Raw genomic sequence first — 18,966 nt, forward strand, 5'->3', positions numbered from 1 at the left:
TGACGCGGGATGGAGCAGCCCGGTAGCTCGTCAGGCTCATAACCTGAAGGTCGCAGGTTCAAATCCTGCTCCCGCAACCAAATAAAAACCCCCGCAAAAAAGCGGGGGTTTTTGTCTTTTATCCCCTAGTAATTGTTCAAACTGGACTCTTGGAAACGGCCTGATGTCAGGTGGTTTAACGTGATTGAAAATAATTATACAAATGTAAAATAGTAATTGACCCCAGCACTGGAGTTGCGTCATAACAATGCGGTAACACCTATTGAGGATGGAAAGGAATGGCATTATGGCGCCTATGATCAAATCCCTGTCAGCGGCCGGACGTTTTCTTGAAGTGAGTTGGGAAGGAATGGATCAACCGGTCCTGTATCCGGCCCTTTGGCTGCGTGATCATTGCCATGCGCCGCACAGCATGAATCAGGAAACCAATCAGCGCTCGGTTGACACCTTTGCCATCCCCACGGATATCGAACTAGAAACCGTTTCACTGGATCATGACAAAGTGACCGTGCATTGGCGCGCGGAAGATCCGGCCAGCGAATATCCCGTTTCTTTTCTGTGGAAGATGTCCGACCGGAAAACACAAGCGGAGACACATGAAAAGGCCCATTGGGCGGCAGCCGACCTGAAAGGCGCGCTGCCGGAGGAAGATTGGGCTGCCGTCATGGCGGAAGATAACAATGGTCTGAAAAGTTGGATGGAGAAAATTGACCTCCATGGCTTTGCCCTGGTCAAAGGGGTTCCCGCAACGCCGGAAGCAACCCAGGATGTGCTGCGCCGGATCGGCTACATCCGTGAGACCATCTTTGGTGGTTTCTGGGACTTTACTGCCAATCTAGCCTTTGCGGACACCGCCTATTCGAATGTCGAGATCGGGCCCCATACAGATGGTACCTATAGCATCGATTCACCAGGCTATCAGGCTTTCCATTGCCTGGAGTTTGACGGCACCGGCGGCGAGAGCATCTTTGTCGACGGGTTCAAGGTGGCGGAGGATCTTCGGCAATCCGATCCGGAGGCGTTTGAAACCCTGACCCAGGTCATGGTGCCGGCGCAATATCGTGGGGATGGTGCCCATCTGATGGCAGAGCATCCAGTGATTGGACTGGACCGGCAGGGGAATTTGAAAAAAATCACCTATAATAACTATGACCGGGCGCCCTTCCGGCTGGAGAATGATCTGCAGGATCGTTTCTATCGCGCGATCGGGCTGTTCCATGAAATGATTAATGATCGGGCCTATCAGCTGCGTTTCGGATTGCGTCCTGGCACGGTGGTGCTGTTTGACAATTGGCGGGTTCTGCATGCAAGGGAAGCCTATCAGGGCCATAGGCGGCTTTGTGGTGCCTATCACAATAAAGAGGATTTCTTGAGCACTCTCCGCCTGCTGCGGGAGTGAGCGCCAGGAAGGTCCGGTGGCGGCCTATTCGACGTGGAATGCCACCGGGACCAGCCTTGTGACCTGGGTTTCTTGGAAGCTGTCAGGGAAGGGGGGAAAAGATCCGACCTCCCGTATCATGGCGAGCACCGCCCGGTCCAAAATCTGGCTGCCACTGCTCTCCGTGATGGTATATGTCGAGATCCTGCCATTGGATTCGACGGTAAAACTTAAAATGGCCGTGCCGACAATGCCACGTTTCCTAGCAGCGCGGGGATAGCGTTTAGCGGCATTCAGCCTCTCGCTCACGATGGCCCAATAGTCGCCCTGGGACTGCTGGCTGGCCCCGGAAGACGCCTGTTGGACCGGTGCCGCGGCAGCAATGGCCTGTACTGCATTTATGTCTGTTCGGGTTGGGGCCGTGATGTCCGGCGAACCCATAGTGCCGTTCTGATCGTCGCGCTTTTCCATGTCCATTTCGGGTACTGGCATGTCGGTTGGTTGCGCTAGCGGCCTGGAAACAGGTTCCTTAAGATTTGCAGATAGTGGATTGGTCTCTTTGCGGACAGGCTCTTCCGGTCGGATCGGCGGCCTGGGAGGGGCCGGGCTTTTTAAAGCGACAGGCAAGGTTCCGTCAATAATCTCCGGCATAATCGGTGATAAAGGCTCACTAGTTGGCTGAGCCTGTATGGCGGCCGGCGGCGGCATTTCCAGGACCGATGACGGTTCGGTGATGTCCCGGACTGCCCCATCCGATAATACCTTTTGCCTGGCGCTGATACTTCCGGGCTGGCCGGCGTTCACTTGCGGGGCTGCGTCCGGTTGCTCAATGACCGGGTGGCTGGTGGGGGCGCTTGTCAGCATGATCACGGCACCGACGACGTTTTTGCCGACGGTCTCACCGGTCGAAACCAGATTGAGCTGGCTGGCCCCGGCGATGCCCACCAGCCCCAGGAACAGGGCGCCGGTAAGCGCGGCGGCTTTTTCGGATCGGCCATCGGCGGTGAGAATGTCCATGGGCCTTATTCCACCACGGCCAGTGTCACCTGTGACACACCCGCCGTGCCAAGGCGGGTCAACAGGCCGATGATGACGCGGCTGTTGCTGCTCTGGTCGGATTTGATCTGAATTGTGGGCGGCGCCTGCGTCTCGGATATCTGCTCTTCAATCACAGCGACGAATTCGGCCTCAGTCACCAAGCGGCCCTGATAGGAAAATTCGCCAGCCTGTGAGACGTAGAGCAGTAATGGGGTATCTGATCCCGGCCGGTCGCCGGTCCCTTTGAGAGGATCCATGTCAAAGGGCATGCTGTTTTGCAGGCTGCCGGCGATCATGAAGAAGATCAGCAGCAGAAAGACAATGTTGATCATTGGCAACGTGTTTTCGCCAATAGGTTCCGATTGATCCTTATCGGGCAGTTTCATGGCATGTCCACCAACGCATAGTCTTCAACCCCGGCTTGGCGCAACATCAGCAGGAGATCCAGGGTCTGCTGCATGGCGACACCATCGGCAACCTGTACCAGGATCCGGAGGGGTTTCTCACTCCTTTGTAGGGCTTCCAGCCTGCCGGGCAGGTCAGGCTTCCCGACGGGGACTTCATCCAGCAAAAGGCTGTGATCCGCGCGAATGGCGAGGATCGCAATCTGCTGATCGTTCGAAGCCGTGGCGGCGGGCGCGTTGCTGCCACCACGGATCGTGATCTGGTTCCAATCGAGGAAGCTGGAGGCCAGCATGAAGAAGATAAGCAGTATGAAGACCACGTCAATCAACGGGGTCAGGCTGATGCTGATGTCATCTTCTCCATGATGATCGTTTAACCGCATTCTTCCCATTCTCGATCCTGCCGTTAGTCAGCCATCATCATGAAAGCCCGTCCAGCCAGGGCCTGGCCGGTGGCACAGGGATATTCAATGTCGGGTGAAACCGGTTGGTCAGTTCCGCCAGCGCATGGCCGCTGCGCGGGCCAAAGCCCAACGTATAAAGCGTATCGACAGTGAATATCCGGCGGTTCTTGCCTGCCGGTGTTGCGGCCACATGGGGCAGGGCTCGCAGGCTGTCCATACCGCCAAAACGCTCAATCGACCGCCCGCCCATGATCAGGATATCGGGAGCAGCCTGGATCAGCGCTTCGGGAGAGACGGTCTTGTGGCTGATGAAGCTGTTGAAGGCGTTGGTGCCGCCTGCGAGCGATATCATGGTATGGGCGGCGGTGTCGCGCCCGCTGGCCAGGGGGGATGCCTGGCCGATATTATGCAGGAAGGCGACGCGGGGCCGGTCCGCACCGGTTCGTGCCAGGGTTTCCTTGATCCGGTCGCGGGTTTCGACGAAATCGGATCTTACCGTTTTGGCAAGGATACGGGCCTTTTCCTCAATGTCGAGGGCCTGGCCAACCTTCAGGATTTTGTCTGCCAACCCGTCGGGTGATGGTTGGTCAGGGATGACGGAAAGAACCCCGGTTTCCCGAAGCTGAGCCATGGTGGTCGCGGGGCCTGCATGTTCTGATGCAATGATATGGGTCGGATTGAGGGATAGAATTCCCTCTGCGGCGAGATTTCGCATATAACCCAATTGCGGAAGCTTAGTCAGTTTTTCGGGGAACCGGCTGGTTGTGTCGACAGCGACCAGGCGGTCATGCCGGCCCAGGGCGACAACAATCTCTGAGACCGATCCGCCGATGGAAATGATGGCCTCTTGTCCGGTGGCTTGGGCCGCTCTTGCCGCGAACGGGCGCGCGCCTGCGAGGCCCAGGGCCGCGGCACCAGCCAGAAAGTGGCGTCTTTTAATTTGGCAAGACTGCATGGGTTACGCCGCCTCCCGTGCCCAATCGGCAAGGCCATCCAGAATGGTCCGCCATTCGGGTGATTCCTTCTGACCTTCCTGGCGCTTACCGAACATCTGCAAGATAATGTCCCCCTGCTGGTCAAAGACCTCAAGCGAGCTGACGATGCCGTCTTTGGTGGGTTTGCGCACCAGCCAGCATTCGCCGATCTGATCTTCACGCAGATGCAGATTGAAATCGGGATCCAGTACATTGAACCAGGGGCCCATTTCCTTGAGATGTGTTACGGTCCCTGTGTGGATTTGAATGATCCCGCGATTGCCGACAAAGATCATGATGTCGGACTGGCGCTCGGCAGCCGCTTCCAGGCAATGGCGAAGCGCATGCGGTTCAACCGGGCGGGCCCAGTCGGTCCCGACCGCTTCCAACGCTCGCTTACGGGACAGGTCATATTTGCGCAGGATTCTGAAAAGCTGATGCACATCGGTCATCCCGGCCCAGGCTTCCTGGAAATCACCCAAATCTTCCTGTTGCAAGGGGGCGGAGAGCTCAAAGGCGGGTGCCGGTATCACATCCAGCACCCGGTCCTGCACCTCGGCCCGCAGGTCCTTAATCAATGCATCGAAGGCTTCGTGATCTGCGGTGTCCTGCGGATAGATTTTCTGAACCGCATCACCAGCCTGGTCGAAAATCTGGATGCTGCGGCGCAGCCCCTGTTTGGTCTGGTCTTCGACCAGGAACATACTGGTCCATTGACCAAGAAACAGGCGCAGATCGATGTCTTCGCCGAGAATGATCCCGCCCTGATTATTGGGCACGCGGACATTTTCGAAAATACCTTTGCGTTCATGGACCGCAGATTCATTGCGCACCAGGCTCATCACACGGCCAACCGCGCCCAGCCCATTGAGCAATAGCGCCCATTCAGGTGCCAATTTGGTAACGCCATCGCCAACGCGTGCGGCAACCAGTTGGGCTTCGGAAATGCCGATGGATCGTGCGGCATCGCGTGGCCGGATACCGGGGGTATTGGCCTTCGCCTGTTCGAAACGCACCAGGATTTCATCGGGTGAAAATGAGGGGGCGGGCTGTTCTTGTGTCACTGTCATAAGCCATCTCTGATCGGGCGCGAATTCCAGGTCGCACCAGGATTGTGAAAATAGGGTGGAGTGGCTTGCGATTGGGCTGGCTCTTCCAGAATGCGACAAGAATAATATTGATAATCATTCGCAAGTAAAGAGGGGAAACGGATTGACAGGGGGAAAATCTGTTGATAGCTACACCGCTAATGAAAATCATTCTCAATTGAGGGACATGATATGAAGGGGCAGATAGAGACATCATGGGTACCGAAAAAGAACCGGTTTTGACTAAGAATTCCGACAAAACGCCGGACATTCTGAAGAGCGAGGACCTGTTTCAAGGGGCCCGCGAGCTGATCATCCGCCACCGGGACAAGGATTACCGCCTGCGGATCACCAGTTTGGACAAACTGATCCTGACAAAATGATCCCAAAAAGCCGTCCTTTCGGAAGGCTTGAATTGAAAATCTGACAGGGAACCCCCCAGCAAGCCGACTGCCAGCCAGGTTTTTTCCCGACATCCATATTGTTAAAGGGAGCCTATGGTCATGGCCATGAGAGCATTTTCCGGATGCCGCCTGCTGGCATCAACAGCCGCCTGCGCGCTAATGTCCGCCACAGTTTTGGCGGAAGACAACAACCGCACCACACCCTCTCTAGATACGGTAACAGTTACTGCGACCAAGACGGAGCATTTGGCCATTGATTCCGCCGAATCGATTTCCGTTGTCACCCAGGAAAAAATTGAAGAATCCATTCCCGAGACGGTTGGAGACCTGTTGGAGGATCTGCCGGGGGTGGAGATGACTGGCGGTCCGCGCGGTGTTGCGGAATTGCCCAATATCCGCGGGCTTGGGGACAATCGGATCGTGATTAAGGTGGATGGAGCCAGAAAGAATTTTGATGCCGGTCACCGCGGGCGGCTGTTTGTCGATCCGGAACTGCTCAAGCAGGTGGATGTGGTCCGCGGGCCGTCATCAACCATTCATGGTTCCGGTGCCCTGGCCGGGGTGGTCGCCATGGAGACCAAATCTGCGGATGATCTCCTGGGCAAAGATGAGACCTATGGCTATCGCATGAAGCAGGGCTTTCATACCAACAGTGATGCCTGGCTGCAGAATTATAGCGCCTATGGCCGCCTGGGGGACAGCTTTGATGCAATTGCGATGCTCTCCCTGAAAGACAGCAACGATACCGCGCTCTCTGATGATTATGAGAATCGCAGCCTGAACGGTACCAGTTATAGCAACCGTCGCCTGCCAAACTCCGGTGACAATATGGTGACGGGCCTCTTTAAAACCCGCTTCACGGGATGGGAAGATCAGGTGCTCACGGCCAGTTTTTCACGCTATGACAATGATGATATGTCCTTCACAACACCCGATTCAACTTTTGACAGTACCACGCGTGATGTCAGCCGTCGCACGCGCGAGGACACTTATATCCTGAAATATGAATATGATGATGGACAGTCGGAATGGCTAAAACCGACGGTTAACCTCTATCATTCCGATACTGAGATTGACGAGATCGATCCGGGGACGAATGATTTTGAAGAACGCGATCTCTACACGGTGGGAATTGATGCCCATAACGAGAGCCTGTTCAGCATCGGTGAAGAAACCGACATGATTCTCACCTATGGCGTAGAGACCTATCGCGATCGGCAGGAAGGGCGTGAGAATGGCGCGCCGGACCTTAACTTCCCGGATGCGGTTGGTTTGTTCAGCAGTGCCTATCTGCAGGCGGAAACCAATGTCGGCGAAGATTGGACGGTGACCGCCGGTGGGCGCTTTGAATATTATGATATGGAGGCCAAAAGCCTAGGTGAAGAGCAGAGCGACACCGCCTTTTCTCCAAAATTCAGCGTGACCTATCGGCCGCTGGATTGGATCTCGCTGCATGGTCTTTATGCGCAATCCTATCGGGCCCCTTCCATGACAGAGCTTTTTGTGACCGGCACGCATTTCTTCGGCAATACATTTGTCGCCAATCCGGATTTGAAACCGGAAGAGGGCGAGAGCTTTGAATTTGGCACCGGCCTGTCTTTTGATGACGTTTGGGTGGAAAAGGATGCCTTGCGGGCTAAAGGAACCATCTTCCATACCGACTATAAAAACTTCATTCAGCAGACAGTCGGCTCCACCACAACCACTCGCGATAACGTACCCGACGCGCATATCAACGGTTTCGAGGCGGAAGTAGAATATGTGACTGAAATGCCGTTCATCCAGGTTGGCTATCACCAGTATCGCGGTAAGGATGAAACGAACAACATCTCGTTGAATGATATCCCGACCGATACCCTGACTGTGGAGTTCGGCTCCCGCGTGCCGTCGCTGGATCTGAAGCTGGGGACCCGGATCGAAATGGCGGACCGCCAGGACCGTTTCGGGACGGAAAATGCCTCAGCCGGGTTTGTGGTCGCTGATATTTATGCCTCCTGGAAACCGGGTGAGGATTGGTTGAATGGGCGCCTGCAGGGCCTGCGGGTCGATGCCGGTGTCGATAACGTCTTTGACAAATATTATCAGCGCCATCTGTCGAACCTGCCGGAAGAGGGGATTAACTACAAACTCTCCGCCAGCTATTCCGCAAGCTTCTGATGGGGTATTTCGGTTAAGAATGAGACGAGAAAGCCCGGCCATTTCGGCCGGGCTTTTTAAACTGATCAGTGCCGGGTTTCAATCCGTCGGATGAATTCCTCGAGGATCGAGCGATAAAGCGTATCCTTGATAACCTTGTCCTCGACCCCGTGATCCAGGCTGGGATTGTCATTGACCTCGATGACCAGGATGCCTTTCTCAGTCTCCTTGACATCAACGCCATAAAGTCCGTCGCCCATCAGGGCGGCCGCCTGTTTGGCGACCCGGATCACTTGCGCTGGTGCCTCATCGACCGCGAATGTCTTAAAAGAACCCTGGCGGAAACTGCCGTCTGCCTTGTGGTTGACGATCTGCCAATGTTTGCCTGACATCATATATTGGCAGACATAGAGCGGCTCGCCACGCAGCAGGCCGACCCGCCAGTCAAATTTGGTATAGACAAATTCCTGGGCCAGGATCAGTCTGGAATGCTCCAGCAGCTCGGCCCCATGGCGCAGAACCTGTTCGGCATTTTCCGCCTTATACATGCCTCTGGAAAAGGAGCCGTCCGGGATTTTCAAAATGATCGGATAGCCCATGTCACGCTCCAGTTCCGCGACCAGCTCGGGACCGAAATTGGCGCGGTTGATGGTGCGGCTTCTTGGTGCTGGAATCTTATGGGTTTCCAGAATCTCATGCAGATACACTTTGTTGGTGCAATGCAGGATCGATGAGGGATCATCTATCACCGCCAGGCCTTCCTGTTCGGCTTTTCTGGCAAATTCATAGGTGTAATGGTTGATGTTTGTATTGGTCCGGATGAACAGGGCGTCAAATTCCGGTATGCGCCGATAATCCTTGCGGGTGATGATTTCGACCTCCATCCGCATGGATTGGCCGATCCGGATAAATCGATCCAGGGCCGCCTGGTCTGATGGTGGCAGTGCTTCTTCCGGCTCCACCAGGATCGCCAAGCTGTAAAGGGCTGGCGGGCGTTCGCCGGATGGCTGTTTGCGCAACCGGGTATAAGATAATAGGGCCTCCTTGAAAATCGGGCCTTCCTCTTCCTGGATCTGATGCAGGCCGAGCGGCCGGATCGTGTGAATTTTCCATCGACTGCCAAAGCGGATTTCCAGGCGCATGGCCGGATAGCGAAAGATATCGAAACAAACATCGGCCAGTTTCTTGAAGCGACTGTCGGTGGCGCGGCCAAACAAGACGGTCAGCTGGAAGGTGCCCTCCGGCGGCTCCGTCAGCCGTTTGACGGTTTTGTTCAAAATGGCGTCAAGTTCCGGAAGGGAATCCGAATATTGGTTTTTCTCCTGCAGGATCAGGACATCAGCCACGGTCGGCATGGGGATCTGACCACGTGCTTCCGCCAAAAGAGAGCAATAATAGCCAGCAGACAGATATTTGTAATTCCGGCAAAGGTTAATCACGCGAGTGGTCTGGTTGCGGGCTTTGCCGGTCTGGGTCAGGAAGGTTTCTGCCGTCATCAGGTTCAGCCCTTCCATGGGCCACTTCCAGTCGGACATGCGGTCTACGATAATGGTGTAACGTGCCATGGCGTGTTTTATCCTTGCGGGCCAGGAATCTGATTGTGGGGTGGATCCATGATGATGGCGGCATAGTGTTTTTTGGCGCCAAAACGCATCATGCGTTCCAATTCTGCAGGTGCTATGGGAATCCCGATGCAATCAAGGTCACTACGGTTATCTTTTTCATCGGCAAAGGGATCGTTGATATAGAGGAAGCGATCGTCATGGGCGGTGACAACGACCCAATGCGGTACCTTATCCCCGGTCAGGCGATAGGTGCTGATTAGGACGATGGGAATCGCCCCCCGGTCTAGCTGCTCAATCAGGTTGCCGGCGGTCATCGGGGCCGGGCTGACCGGGATACCGGCTTCAGTCGCGCGGGCCTGAAAATCCTCTTCGACCAGTTGGACCACCTGGCGTTTTTCATCCGTGCGCACTGAATCCAGGAACATCCCGGTCTCGTCGCTCATGGAGACCGACACGGGAAAACCGCGTTTATGGGCGGCAAGCGCCAGCCCCAGCGCACCGCAGCCGCCATGGCCGGACGTCATGAAGATGGTCGTGGCCTCACGCCAGAGCTTCAGTTCCAGGATACGATCGGCCGGGATATTGGGCGATTGCGCCCGCATCGCCATAATCAGGCAGGAAGGGCCGCAGGTGAAATCCAGGGTCTGGCGATAATAGGGAACCCGATCCAGATCACGGGCCAGATGTTTGGCCAGATGCTTTTCCATCCGGAGTGCGTCGGCGTGATCCTCGTAATAGTCGAGATACCGCGCAAAAACCTTATAACCTTCGCGACGATAAAGATCCTGGGCCGCCTGGTTATTCTGGTGAACCTCCAGGCGGATCCTGGTGGCTTTATGGTCAAGCGCGCTTTCTTCCGCGGCGTTGATCAGCGCGCGGCCAATGCCCCGGCCCCGTGCCGATTGTGATACCGCAATGGAATAGAGCCGTGCCAGGGAGGTGTTCTTGTGGAACAAAACCAGGGAATAGCCGAGAAGGCGGCTGTCTTCTTCAAAGACAAACAGACAGGCATGGGCCTTGGTCAGGAAATATCGAAATCGTCTTGGGGATAATCGGTCCGTTCTGAAACTGCTATTCTCAAGATCCAGAAGGGCGGGGATATCTTCTCGGGTCGCAATGCGGATCATTTTTTTCTGCATCTAGGTCAGATGCTTAAACGCGCATCCAACGGAATAGTGCATGAGCTTTGGGCGAAGCGCAAATCAAACCTTGCAGCCGGAAGGCGGAAAACCGAATAGTTTTTTAAAGGCGGTCGAAAAGCTGGCCGGGCTATCATAGCCGGCCTGATAGGCGGCCTCGCTGACGGGCTTTCCCTCCAGCTCGATTGCCTGCTTGGCGCGGGTCAGCCGTTGCTCGCGGCAGAATTCCGCTATGGTTTGGTGATAGGTGCGCTTGAAGGCATTTTGCATGGATGCAATGCTCATGCCCAGAATGGTTGAAAGGCCGGTCAGGCTGATTTCTTCATCCAGATGGTCGATGATATGTTGGCGCACGCATTGCGCGCGGCGGGCCTCTCTGGTGGAAGGCAGGCTGTCCTGGCGGGCTGGGGAGAGGCTGGCGATCGCTTCATGAACAATTTCCATGGCTTTCCCTTCACGGGACAATACCTGCAGCAGATGGGGGTCGTTGCCGGGATTGATCAGTTGTTCCGCGAGGGACAAGGCATGATTGGACGGCTTCCAACAGCCGATGGACAGATGTTCGCTCAGGATGGCCGGGAAGGTTTCATGGAGATGTGACTGGTCATCCGCCAATCGCAGCAACCATTCCCGTGGCACCACAATCAGGGCCTTCCTGATATGCGTGCCCTTCTTTGAAAGCCGTTGCATCGGCTCTGTTCTGGTCAGGTTCCAGAATTGTCCGGCGGGCCCCGTTCCCCGCCCCAGTGTGAAGGATTTTTCTGCCAGGCGCACATCCAGGCAGCCCTCCAGCGTGATGGCGACCACAAAGGCCGGTTTCATCAGCCACTCTTTCACCAAGTCATGCATCTCGATGGTGTCGGTGGCGTGTATTTTTAGCCCAGTGAGGCCGTCATGGTCATGCATCCTGCCCCGCACAACCAGATCGTCCGGCAGCAGTTGGGGGGAGGTCACTTGGAAGGGTTCACTGTTTCCGGCGGGCGGCCGCATGCTCAGACTGCGCAGGGAAATGCCGGTATCCCGGGCCCGTTGCCTGCTTGCCGAAATATCCTGCTTATCGTCCTGTCTCAAAATCGGCCCCTGTCTCAAAGTCGGCTTGCCCCGTTGATGCGGGAGCGGTTCATGCGGTCGGAGAATGTAATTGGATTAAGAATGATTCGCAACAAATCATTCTGAACGAGGCCAAGTCCTTCCAGGCCGGTTGATGTTGATGATGGCCATGCACGCCAGTCGGGAATTTTGTTCTTTTGCTGAAGTCTTTTGCGATTTCTCGAATGGCAGCCGCATGGAAACCTCTTTTTGCGATTGATAATAAGAACCACTCGCAATAAACGTATGTGCAATGGAGGGGTTTGTGAGCTTTTGCAGTAGAAAAAACGGCCGGTCATATGGTGCGGCTTTGGCCATGGTGTCACCGATGGTCCTGATGAATTGTGGCATTTCCGCCTATGCCCAGGACGCATCTGGTGGAGAGGTGACGATTCTGGAACCGATCGCGGTAACCGCAACCGAAGTGGCACCGGGTGGTGTGCAGATCGGTGAGGAGGAACTGGAGCGGATCAACCCGACCAATATTAAGGATGTTTTCACTAACGAATCCTCGGTCAATGTCAGCGGTGGCTCCGATGTTGCGCGCAAGGTCTATGTCAACGGTTTCGAAGATACCAACCTGAATGTGAAGATCGACGGTGCGCGCCAGGTCAATTCCGCTTTCCATCATCTGGGAACCGCGATCATTGATCCGGGATTGTTGAAATCCGTCCGGGTGGAAACCGGTGTCGGGCCAACGGATGTGGGGCCAGGTTCTCTTGGCGGCTCCATTGCCTATGAAACCAAGGATGCCCGTGACCTACTGGACGGGGATCAGCAATGGGGCGGCTATACCAGCCTGCAATATGACACCAATGGCAATGCCCATACGGAAGTCCTGACCCTGGCCGGGCGTCACGAAAACCTCGAGTGGATGGCCTACCGTTCCCAGGAAGGCGGTAATATCTATGAGGATGGTGATGGTAATGACGTGGCTGGCACCAAACCGGATATGGAAAACACCATCGCGAAATTTGCGCTGAACGGTCGGGAGGGCGGCCGCCTGGAAATCCAGGGTAATTATCTCAAAGATGAGGCCGTGCGGCCGAACCGGGCTAATTTCGGGGCACTGGTCAACGGATCACCACCAACCTTCCAGGAGTTTGACCGCAAGACATTGACCGTTTCCTATGTGGATGAAGCACCGACGAAGAATTTCAATCCGGAAGCGGTGTTCAGTTTTAACCAATCATCCCTCTTTATCCATGACCTGCAATTCGGTTCCAACCTACGGGACCTGAAATCCGAAACCACCAGTTATAACGGAAAATTGGCCAATACCTTCACCACCGGCCTGGGGATTGCGGAGAATGGCAGTGTGTCGACCGGCGTGGATTTCTTCCACGACACCGGCCATGGCGACATCTCTGATTCTTTCGCCAGCAATGTTTCCCTGGTGAATGAGGAAACCTCCTTGAATGGCGGTGTCTTTGTCCAGACCCGCTTGAATATGAGCAAGGCATTTCGGTTGAATGTGGGCGCGCGTTATGACCAGCAGCGTTTTGAGGGGATCGATGGCACGACCATCAATACCGGCGGGGTCAGCGGCAGTGCGAATGTTGAATATGATTTCCTGCCCGAATTGACGGGCTATGCTGGGGCGGCCAGTACTTTTGGCGGTATCCCGCTTGGGGAATCGGCGATCTATAACTTTGCCAGCCAGTGGAATTACGATGGCCTTAGCGCGTCCCGTTCCAAAAGCTATAAGGCTGGCTTCAAGGGGGAAAACGGTCGTTTTTTCGGCGATTTCCACGGCTATTACACTGAAATCGATGATAGCCACGACCGGGGCAACGCAACCCGGAATTCAACCCGCGATATCAAATCACTGGGTTGGAACTTGTCTGGGAAGTTCCAGGAGGAAAACTGGTATCTCCGTGCAAGTTTTTCCGATAACCGCCTGCGCTCCAACGGCTTGCCGCTCAGCAGCGGTAGTGCCTCATATCATGGCTTACAGATGGGTACCCAGGCGACATTGGACGGGGCCTATGATTGGTATGACCACGGCATCCGGGCTGGTGGCAGCATCGAATATTCCTTCACTGACAATACCTACGATACTGTCACCTTGAAGCAATATAAGGTGGTGAATGTCTTTGCCGAATATCTGCCGGATGCTGTGGACGGCCTGACCCTTCGGTTGGATATCCGAAACCTCCTGGATGAGACCTATGTGGACCGTGCCACGTCGGGTGTCGATAACAGTTCCGCCGTTCCCTACAACGAACCGGGTCGTAGCGTGCTGGCGACCGCGAAATATGTATTCTAGGGGGGCAGGGATGACGCAATCACATTTCTCCCATGCGCGGGTGGCAACGGCCTCGGCGGAAAAATACCTCCGCCAGCTATGCAAGCATTTTGCCCATAAAGTGCCGGTGGAATTGGATCAGCAAAAAGCCCGGGTGGACTTTCCGCCCGGACCCTGCCTGATGATGGCGGATGAAACGGCGCTGTCATTCTATTGCCAGGGCGGTAGTGCCGACGGTTTGGCGCGAATCCAACTGATCATCGACGATCATTTGAAACGGTTTGCCTGGCGGGAGGAACCGGAGATCCAGTGGGGGGAAGGTCTGCCATTTTCGGTGGTGTCAGGCCGATTGCCGGGTCTTTCGGACTTTGCCGCAATGGAGGGGGAAACGTGAACGATAACACGGGAGGGCGGTTTTGTTAGATCGCTCTGATCTTCCCTTACTTATCCTAGCGATTTTCTTGGCGCTGGGCCTGCAAACAGGCCTGGCGATCCTCTTTTATGATGCGTCCGACATCGGTGCCCGTGCACCTGGTAGCGGCGGTAGGCAAGTGGCGATCACTCTGGTGGCGGCGCAGCAGCAGATTGCGCAGATTCAGGCCGGGCCGCAGGATCAAAGTGACAGCGAAGCTGAAACCGTGGCGGATCCGGTGCAAGAATCCCTGCCGCATAGGGAAGAACCGATAGAGACGGTTAGCGAGATTATTCCTGAGCCTCTGCTGCCTGAAACGGCCACGCCGGTTTCGGAACCCGAAAAAACAGCGGATCCGGAACCTGTGCAGGGACCCCAGCTGCCCACGGCGGCAGAGGCAGATTTCCCGAAAACCAAACCTGTTGTTTCCAAGCCCCCCTTTCCCCGCCCGGTCAAAAAACCTGTTCGGCGCAAACCGAAAAAGACCGAGGCCGCAACTGAAGCTCAAAAACAGAATGTGGTTCGGGAAGCAACCGTGTCGCCGGCAAGCGCCAAGCCGGTGACGGTGGTGAAACAAAACAAACCCCGAAAAAAGACCGGCGAAGACGGGGTCCATGCAAGATCCACCTTGGCGCAGGACGGCTGGGAAGGCGCGTCAACGGACCGTACCAACCAGGAAGGCGGACAAGCGGTGATCGGCAATGACAGCGATTACGCCTTTCAGGTCCGGCTGTGGCTGGAACGCCATAAGGTTTATCCCAAAAAAGCCCGGCGCAAGCGAAAGCAGGGGATTGTCACACTCTATTTCCGCGTCAGTCGGGACGGACGGGTCCTGGCACAGGACATCCGACAGGGATCGGGTCATGAGATCCTGGATGAAGAAGTTTTGGCCATGCTGAAACGCGCCCAGCCGCTGCCGCCCCTGCCGGACAATGTCAAAGGCGCTTATGCCGACATGATCATACCCATCGATTTTTCCCTGCGCGGCAATCGCTGATGACGGAGGGCAAGATGACATTCCAAGAAAGGCTGATAAATGAATAGACGAGATTTCCTGTTAACCCTCGCCGGTACGGTGCCGGCTTTGATGTTGGCCTCCCGTCGGCCTGCATTGGCTGCAAAGAGCGAGCGGATCGTTTCGATCGGGGGCGCGGTGACAGAAACTGTCGCGGCTCTGGGGGCAGCAGACCGTTTGGTGGCGGTGGATACAACCAGCCGCTTTCCAGTGCCGGTTCAGGGGCTGCCGCAGGTGGGCTATCTTCGAACATTAGCGGCGGAGGGCATCTTGTCCATGGGGCCTACGAAAATTCTGGCAAGCGCGCTTGCCGGGCCAAAGGTGGTTTTAGACCAGTTGGCGGCCTCCGGGTTGCTGCAAATGATCCCGGACAAACCAACTGCCGACGGGGTGGAGGCAAAAATCCGGGCCGTCGGGGAGGCTCTGGATCTGGATGCCGAGGCGGAGGAACTGGCCCGGCAGGTTTTGGCGGATATGGCCGAAGTGAACCGGCAGTTGGATCAGGTGCAGGACCGGCCGAAGGTGGCTTTCCTACACAATGTCGGCCGGGCCGCACCGTTGACCGGCGGGCGGGAAACCCCGGCCAGCGCCATTATCGAATTGGCGCGCGGGCAAAATGCCTTTGCTGATTTTGCCGGCTATAAAACCGCCGCACCGGAAGCCATGATCGCCGCAGCGCCCGATGCGATCATCATGACCGGAGGCGCGATTGAGCGGTTTGGCGGTATGGAGGCGGTGCTGGCCTTGCCGCATGTGGCAGGCACACCGGCAGGAAAGGCCGGACGTATCATCAAAATTGACCGGCTCTATATGCTGGGGTTTGGTCCCAGAACGGCTCATGCGGCAGCCGATTTGGCCCAAGCGCTGCATCCGAAGCTGGATCTTGCGGGGCTGCCGGAACGGGCGTGGACACAATCATGATGGTACCAGCAGGACAAACCCTGTCCGGCCGCCGCGAAAGCTTGCGGCCGCTTCTGCTTCCCGGCCTGGCGATGGCTCTCCTGGCGGGGGTGCTGGCCAGTTTGGCGATTGGCGCATCCTCCATACCGGTCTGGGATGTCGTTCGTGTCCTTCTGTCCCAGATCGGGTGGATGGATCCGGTTGAGACCGGCAAGGCCCATCAGGAGTTGGTGGTGCTATCCTTGCGTCTTCCGCGGACCATCACGGCCCTCATGGTGGGCGCGGCCCTGGGGCTTTCGGGGGCGGTGTTGCAGGGCGTGTTTCGCAATCCTCTGGCGGACCCGACCCTGGTGGGCGTGTCCAGCGGTGCTGCCTTTGCCGCTGCGGCGACCATCGTCTTGGGCGGCACATCCGGGATGGCGGTGGTGATCGGCTTTTTCGGGGCCTTTGCTCTGCCGATTTGTGCTTTCTTAGGGGGGCTGGCCACCACCGGCCTGCTCTACCGGTTTGCCACCCGGCAGGGGCGCACATCGGTCGCGATCATGCTGTTGGCGGGAATCGCCGTTGGTGCGTTGGCCAGCGCCGGAACCGGGATGCTGATCTTTCTCAGCAATGATGAACAACTGCGCGATATCACCTTCTGGATGCTGGGCAGTGTTGGCGGTGCCACCTGGTCGACAACCTTGCCGTTGCTTTTGTTGCTGCCGGTTTTTGCCGGGATCATTTTTGTCGCACGTCCGTTAAACCAGCTTTTGCTGGGCAATCGGGAGGCCCGTCTGATCGGGGTGAATGTGGATCGGTTGGTCCGCTGGCTGATTGTGGCGGTTGCCTTGAGTGTTGGGGCGGCGGTTTCCGTATCCGGAATCATCGGTTTTGTCGGCATTGTGGTGCCGCATTTCCTCCGGCTGATCACTGGGCCCGATCATCGTTTTGTCCTGCCGGGCTCGATGTTGTTGGGTGGGTTGCTGCTGATCGTGGCGGATATTCTGGCCCGGACCCTGTTTGCCCCGGCGGAGCTGCCGATTGGCATCCTGACGGCGATCATGGGCGCACCCTTCTTTCTTTGGCTTTTGATGAAAATGCAGCGGCGGTTTGGAGACTGATATGCTTAAAGCGCACTCGATATCTTTGACCCTTGGCGGGCGTCGGCTGCTTGCTGATGCGTCGCTCTCGGTTCAGCCTGGTGAAATGCTTTGCCTGTTGGGGCCAAACGGGGCCGGGAAATCAACCCTGATCAAGATGATGACAGGGGAAATCCAACCCGATGAGGGTCTAGTGACACTGAATGAGACAATGTTGGCCCATTATCACCCGGCGGAACTGGCTGATCGGCGTGGAGTGCTGTCACAACATACCGATCTTGCCTTTGGCTTCACAGCGGCGGAAGTGGTTGCGCTCGGGGACCGGCGGGGGACATGCGTTCCCGAAATGATCTTCTGGGCGCTGGATCAGGTGGGCATGGTGACCAAGGCGCGCCAGGAATATCCAACTCTGTCCGGAGGCGAGCAGCAACGGGTCCATCTGGCCCGTGTCCTGTTGCAACTGAGGCTGGGGCATGAAGCGGGAAAGGATCAATATCTGATCCTGGATGAACCAACCGCCAGTTTGGATCTTGCCTATCAGCAGCGCGTTCTGGAATTGGCGCGATCCCTGGCGCGGGATGGCCTTGGTGTTCTGGCTGTTCTGCATGACATCAACCAGGCGATGCGGTTTGCCGACCGGATCGCAATATTGAAAGACGGCACGGTCCAGGCGGAGGGCGCACCCAAGGCGGTCGCCACCGCGGATCGGCTATCGGCGGTTTACGGGGTTCATGTGGATCTGTTGGAAGATCCTGTGACCGGGCTGCCCTATATCATCCCGCGTGAGCCGGTGGCGTTGACTGGATAGCCGTTAGAGCACCGTATGGAAGCCCGCATCTACATAGGCGACATTGCCGGTGATGAAGCGGGCCTCATCGCTGACCAGAAAACGGGCAAGGGCACCGACATCGTCAATTCCAACCACTTCATGTTCTGGTGCTTTGGCCCGGGCTTCCGCCAGCAGCTGTTCGAAATCCCGGATGCCGCTGGCCGCCCGTGTCATCAGCGGCCCGGGGGAGAGCGCATTGACCCGAATACGGTCATTCCCCAGATCGCTGGCCAAATAGCGCACCGCACTTTCGAGCGCCGCCTTGACCGGGCCCATTACGCCATAGTGCGGCACGACTTTTTCACTGCCATAATAGGTCACGGTCAGCAGAGAACCGCCGTCATCTCCCCGCTTCAACAAAGGTTCCGCCAGGCGGGCCATGCGCAGGAAGGAGTGGCAGGAAATATCCATGGCTTTGAGGAAACCCTCGCGGGAACAATCCACCACCCGGCCGTGCAGATCCTCCATCGGGGCAAAAGCGATGGAATGCAGCAGGAAATCTAATCCACCCCAGCTCTCGCCAATCACTTCGAACAAATCGGCCATCTGCTGATCATCCTGAACATCCAGCGGCAGAATGATCGGGGAATTGATCTGCTCGGCCAGCGGGCGCACGAACCGTTCCGCTTTTTCATTGAGATAGGTGACCGCTATTTCCGCGCCGGCTCCGTGGAAGGCTTTCGCGCATCCCCAGGCGATGGAATGTTCGTTTGCAATGCCAACTACGAGGCCTTTTTTGCCTTCAAGGCTCTTCATGGGGACCCCCGGGGTTCGACTGACAATTTGGAAGCACTCTATTGTGCGCTGCAGCAGATTGTAGCCCCAAGCCGTTGGCCGGGATATGAAGGTTCCATGAAAAAA

At 56.4% G+C, this 18,966-nt stretch carries 19 protein-coding genes and 1 tRNA gene; 10 read left to right on the plus strand and 10 right to left on the minus strand.

Annotated features, from left to right (window positions below):
- Positions 1–3 precede the first annotated feature (3 nt).
- Positions 4–80, plus strand: a tRNA-Met gene (locus tag DFP90_RS20960).
- A 206-nt stretch (positions 81–286) separates the two neighbouring features.
- Positions 287–1,399 (plus strand): trimethyllysine dioxygenase, encoded by a 1,113-nt coding sequence (locus DFP90_RS20965; protein WP_181905488.1) that lies wholly within the window; start codon positions 287–289, stop codon positions 1,397–1,399.
- 24 nt (positions 1,400–1,423) lie between these two features.
- Here DFP90_RS20965 and DFP90_RS20970 read toward each other — a convergent pair whose 3' ends face one another.
- From DFP90_RS20970 to DFP90_RS20990, 5 genes are read right to left on the minus strand one after another with little or no spacing between them, the layout of a single operon-like run.
- Positions 1,424–2,395, minus strand: a complete 972-nt coding sequence (locus DFP90_RS20970) for an energy transducer TonB (protein WP_115939186.1) — start codon at positions 2,393–2,395, stop codon at positions 1,424–1,426.
- Between the two features lie 5 nt (positions 2,396–2,400).
- Positions 2,401–2,802 (minus strand): ExbD/TolR family protein, encoded by a 402-nt coding sequence (locus DFP90_RS20975; RefSeq protein ID WP_115939187.1) that lies wholly within the window; start codon positions 2,800–2,802, stop codon positions 2,401–2,403.
- Positions 2,799–3,203, minus strand: coding sequence for an ExbD/TolR family protein (locus tag DFP90_RS20980; protein ID WP_181905489.1), 405 nt, complete (start codon positions 3,201–3,203; stop codon positions 2,799–2,801). Before DFP90_RS20980 ends, DFP90_RS20975 begins: the two co-directional genes overlap by 4 nt.
- 37 nt (positions 3,204–3,240) lie before the next feature.
- Positions 3,241–4,179: a heme/hemin ABC transporter substrate-binding protein gene (locus tag DFP90_RS20985; protein WP_115939191.1), complete on the minus strand. Its 939-nt coding sequence runs from the start codon at positions 4,177–4,179 to the stop codon at positions 3,241–3,243.
- Positions 4,180–4,182: 3 nt separating this feature from the next.
- Positions 4,183–5,268, minus strand: a complete 1,086-nt coding sequence (locus tag DFP90_RS20990; RefSeq protein WP_115939193.1) for a hemin-degrading factor — start codon at positions 5,266–5,268, stop codon at positions 4,183–4,185.
- A 233-nt stretch (positions 5,269–5,501) separates the two neighbouring features.
- Between DFP90_RS20990 and hemP the strand changes: the two genes are divergently transcribed.
- Both hemP and DFP90_RS21000 read left to right on the plus strand, forming a co-directional pair.
- On the plus strand, positions 5,502–5,669 hold the full coding sequence (hemP, locus tag DFP90_RS20995) for a hemin uptake protein HemP (protein ID WP_115939195.1): 168 nt from the start codon (positions 5,502–5,504) through the stop codon (positions 5,667–5,669).
- A 120-nt stretch (positions 5,670–5,789) separates the two neighbouring features.
- Complete coding sequence (locus DFP90_RS21000; protein WP_181905490.1) at positions 5,790–7,847, plus strand: TonB-dependent hemoglobin/transferrin/lactoferrin family receptor; 2,058 nt, start codon at positions 5,790–5,792, stop codon at positions 7,845–7,847.
- Positions 7,848–7,912: 65 nt separating this feature from the next.
- On the opposite strand, the gene DFP90_RS21005 is transcribed toward DFP90_RS21000, so the two are convergent.
- The 4 genes from DFP90_RS21005 to DFP90_RS22990 form a co-directional block, all read right to left on the minus strand.
- The gene (locus DFP90_RS21005; RefSeq protein WP_115939199.1) at positions 7,913–9,391 is read right to left on the minus strand and encodes a RimK family protein; all 1,479 of its coding nucleotides are present in this window, start codon (positions 9,389–9,391) and stop codon (positions 7,913–7,915) included.
- An 8-nt stretch (positions 9,392–9,399) separates the two neighbouring features.
- Complete coding sequence (locus DFP90_RS21010) at positions 9,400–10,530, minus strand: GNAT family N-acetyltransferase/peptidase C39 family protein (protein ID WP_218044770.1); 1,131 nt, start codon at positions 10,528–10,530, stop codon at positions 9,400–9,402.
- Positions 10,531–10,593: 63 nt separating this feature from the next.
- Complete coding sequence (locus DFP90_RS21015) at positions 10,594–11,601, minus strand: helix-turn-helix transcriptional regulator (protein WP_115939201.1); 1,008 nt, start codon at positions 11,599–11,601, stop codon at positions 10,594–10,596.
- 96 nt (positions 11,602–11,697) lie between these two features.
- Positions 11,698–11,937, minus strand: a complete 240-nt coding sequence (locus tag DFP90_RS22990; RefSeq protein WP_181905491.1) for a hypothetical protein — start codon at positions 11,935–11,937, stop codon at positions 11,698–11,700.
- Between DFP90_RS22990 and DFP90_RS21020 the strand changes: the two genes are divergently transcribed.
- From DFP90_RS21020 to DFP90_RS21045, 6 genes are read left to right on the plus strand one after another with little or no spacing between them, the layout of a single operon-like run.
- Positions 11,936–13,888, plus strand: coding sequence for a TonB-dependent receptor domain-containing protein (locus DFP90_RS21020; RefSeq protein ID WP_181905492.1), 1,953 nt, complete (start codon positions 11,936–11,938; stop codon positions 13,886–13,888). The two genes, DFP90_RS22990 and DFP90_RS21020, sit on opposite strands and share 2 nt — an antisense overlap.
- 10 nt (positions 13,889–13,898) lie before the next feature.
- Positions 13,899–14,261 (plus strand): DUF2218 domain-containing protein, encoded by a 363-nt coding sequence (locus DFP90_RS21025; RefSeq protein ID WP_115939205.1) that lies wholly within the window; start codon positions 13,899–13,901, stop codon positions 14,259–14,261.
- A gap of 22 nt (positions 14,262–14,283) precedes the next feature.
- Positions 14,284–15,276, plus strand: a complete 993-nt coding sequence (locus DFP90_RS21030) for an energy transducer TonB (RefSeq protein WP_115939207.1) — start codon at positions 14,284–14,286, stop codon at positions 15,274–15,276.
- Between the two features lie 39 nt (positions 15,277–15,315).
- Complete coding sequence (locus DFP90_RS21035) at positions 15,316–16,215, plus strand: heme/hemin ABC transporter substrate-binding protein (RefSeq protein ID WP_115939209.1); 900 nt, start codon at positions 15,316–15,318, stop codon at positions 16,213–16,215.
- On the plus strand, positions 16,212–17,297 hold the full coding sequence (locus tag DFP90_RS21040) for a FecCD family ABC transporter permease (protein WP_245957144.1): 1,086 nt from the start codon (positions 16,212–16,214) through the stop codon (positions 17,295–17,297). The genes DFP90_RS21035 and DFP90_RS21040 overlap by 4 nt, the downstream gene beginning before the upstream one ends.
- A 1-nt stretch (position 17,298) precedes the next feature.
- On the plus strand, positions 17,299–18,084 hold the full coding sequence (locus DFP90_RS21045; protein ID WP_115939211.1) for a heme ABC transporter ATP-binding protein: 786 nt from the start codon (positions 17,299–17,301) through the stop codon (positions 18,082–18,084).
- A gap of 3 nt (positions 18,085–18,087) precedes the next feature.
- On the opposite strand, the gene fabI is transcribed toward DFP90_RS21045, so the two are convergent.
- Positions 18,088–18,861, minus strand: a complete 774-nt coding sequence (gene fabI, locus DFP90_RS21050) for an enoyl-ACP reductase FabI (protein ID WP_115939213.1) — start codon at positions 18,859–18,861, stop codon at positions 18,088–18,090.
- Between the last annotated feature and the right edge of the window lie 105 nt (positions 18,862–18,966).

This window comes from Aestuariispira insulae (assembly GCF_003385955.1).
GTDB classification, from domain to species: Bacteria; Pseudomonadota; Alphaproteobacteria; order UBA8366; family Aestuariispiraceae; genus Aestuariispira; species Aestuariispira insulae.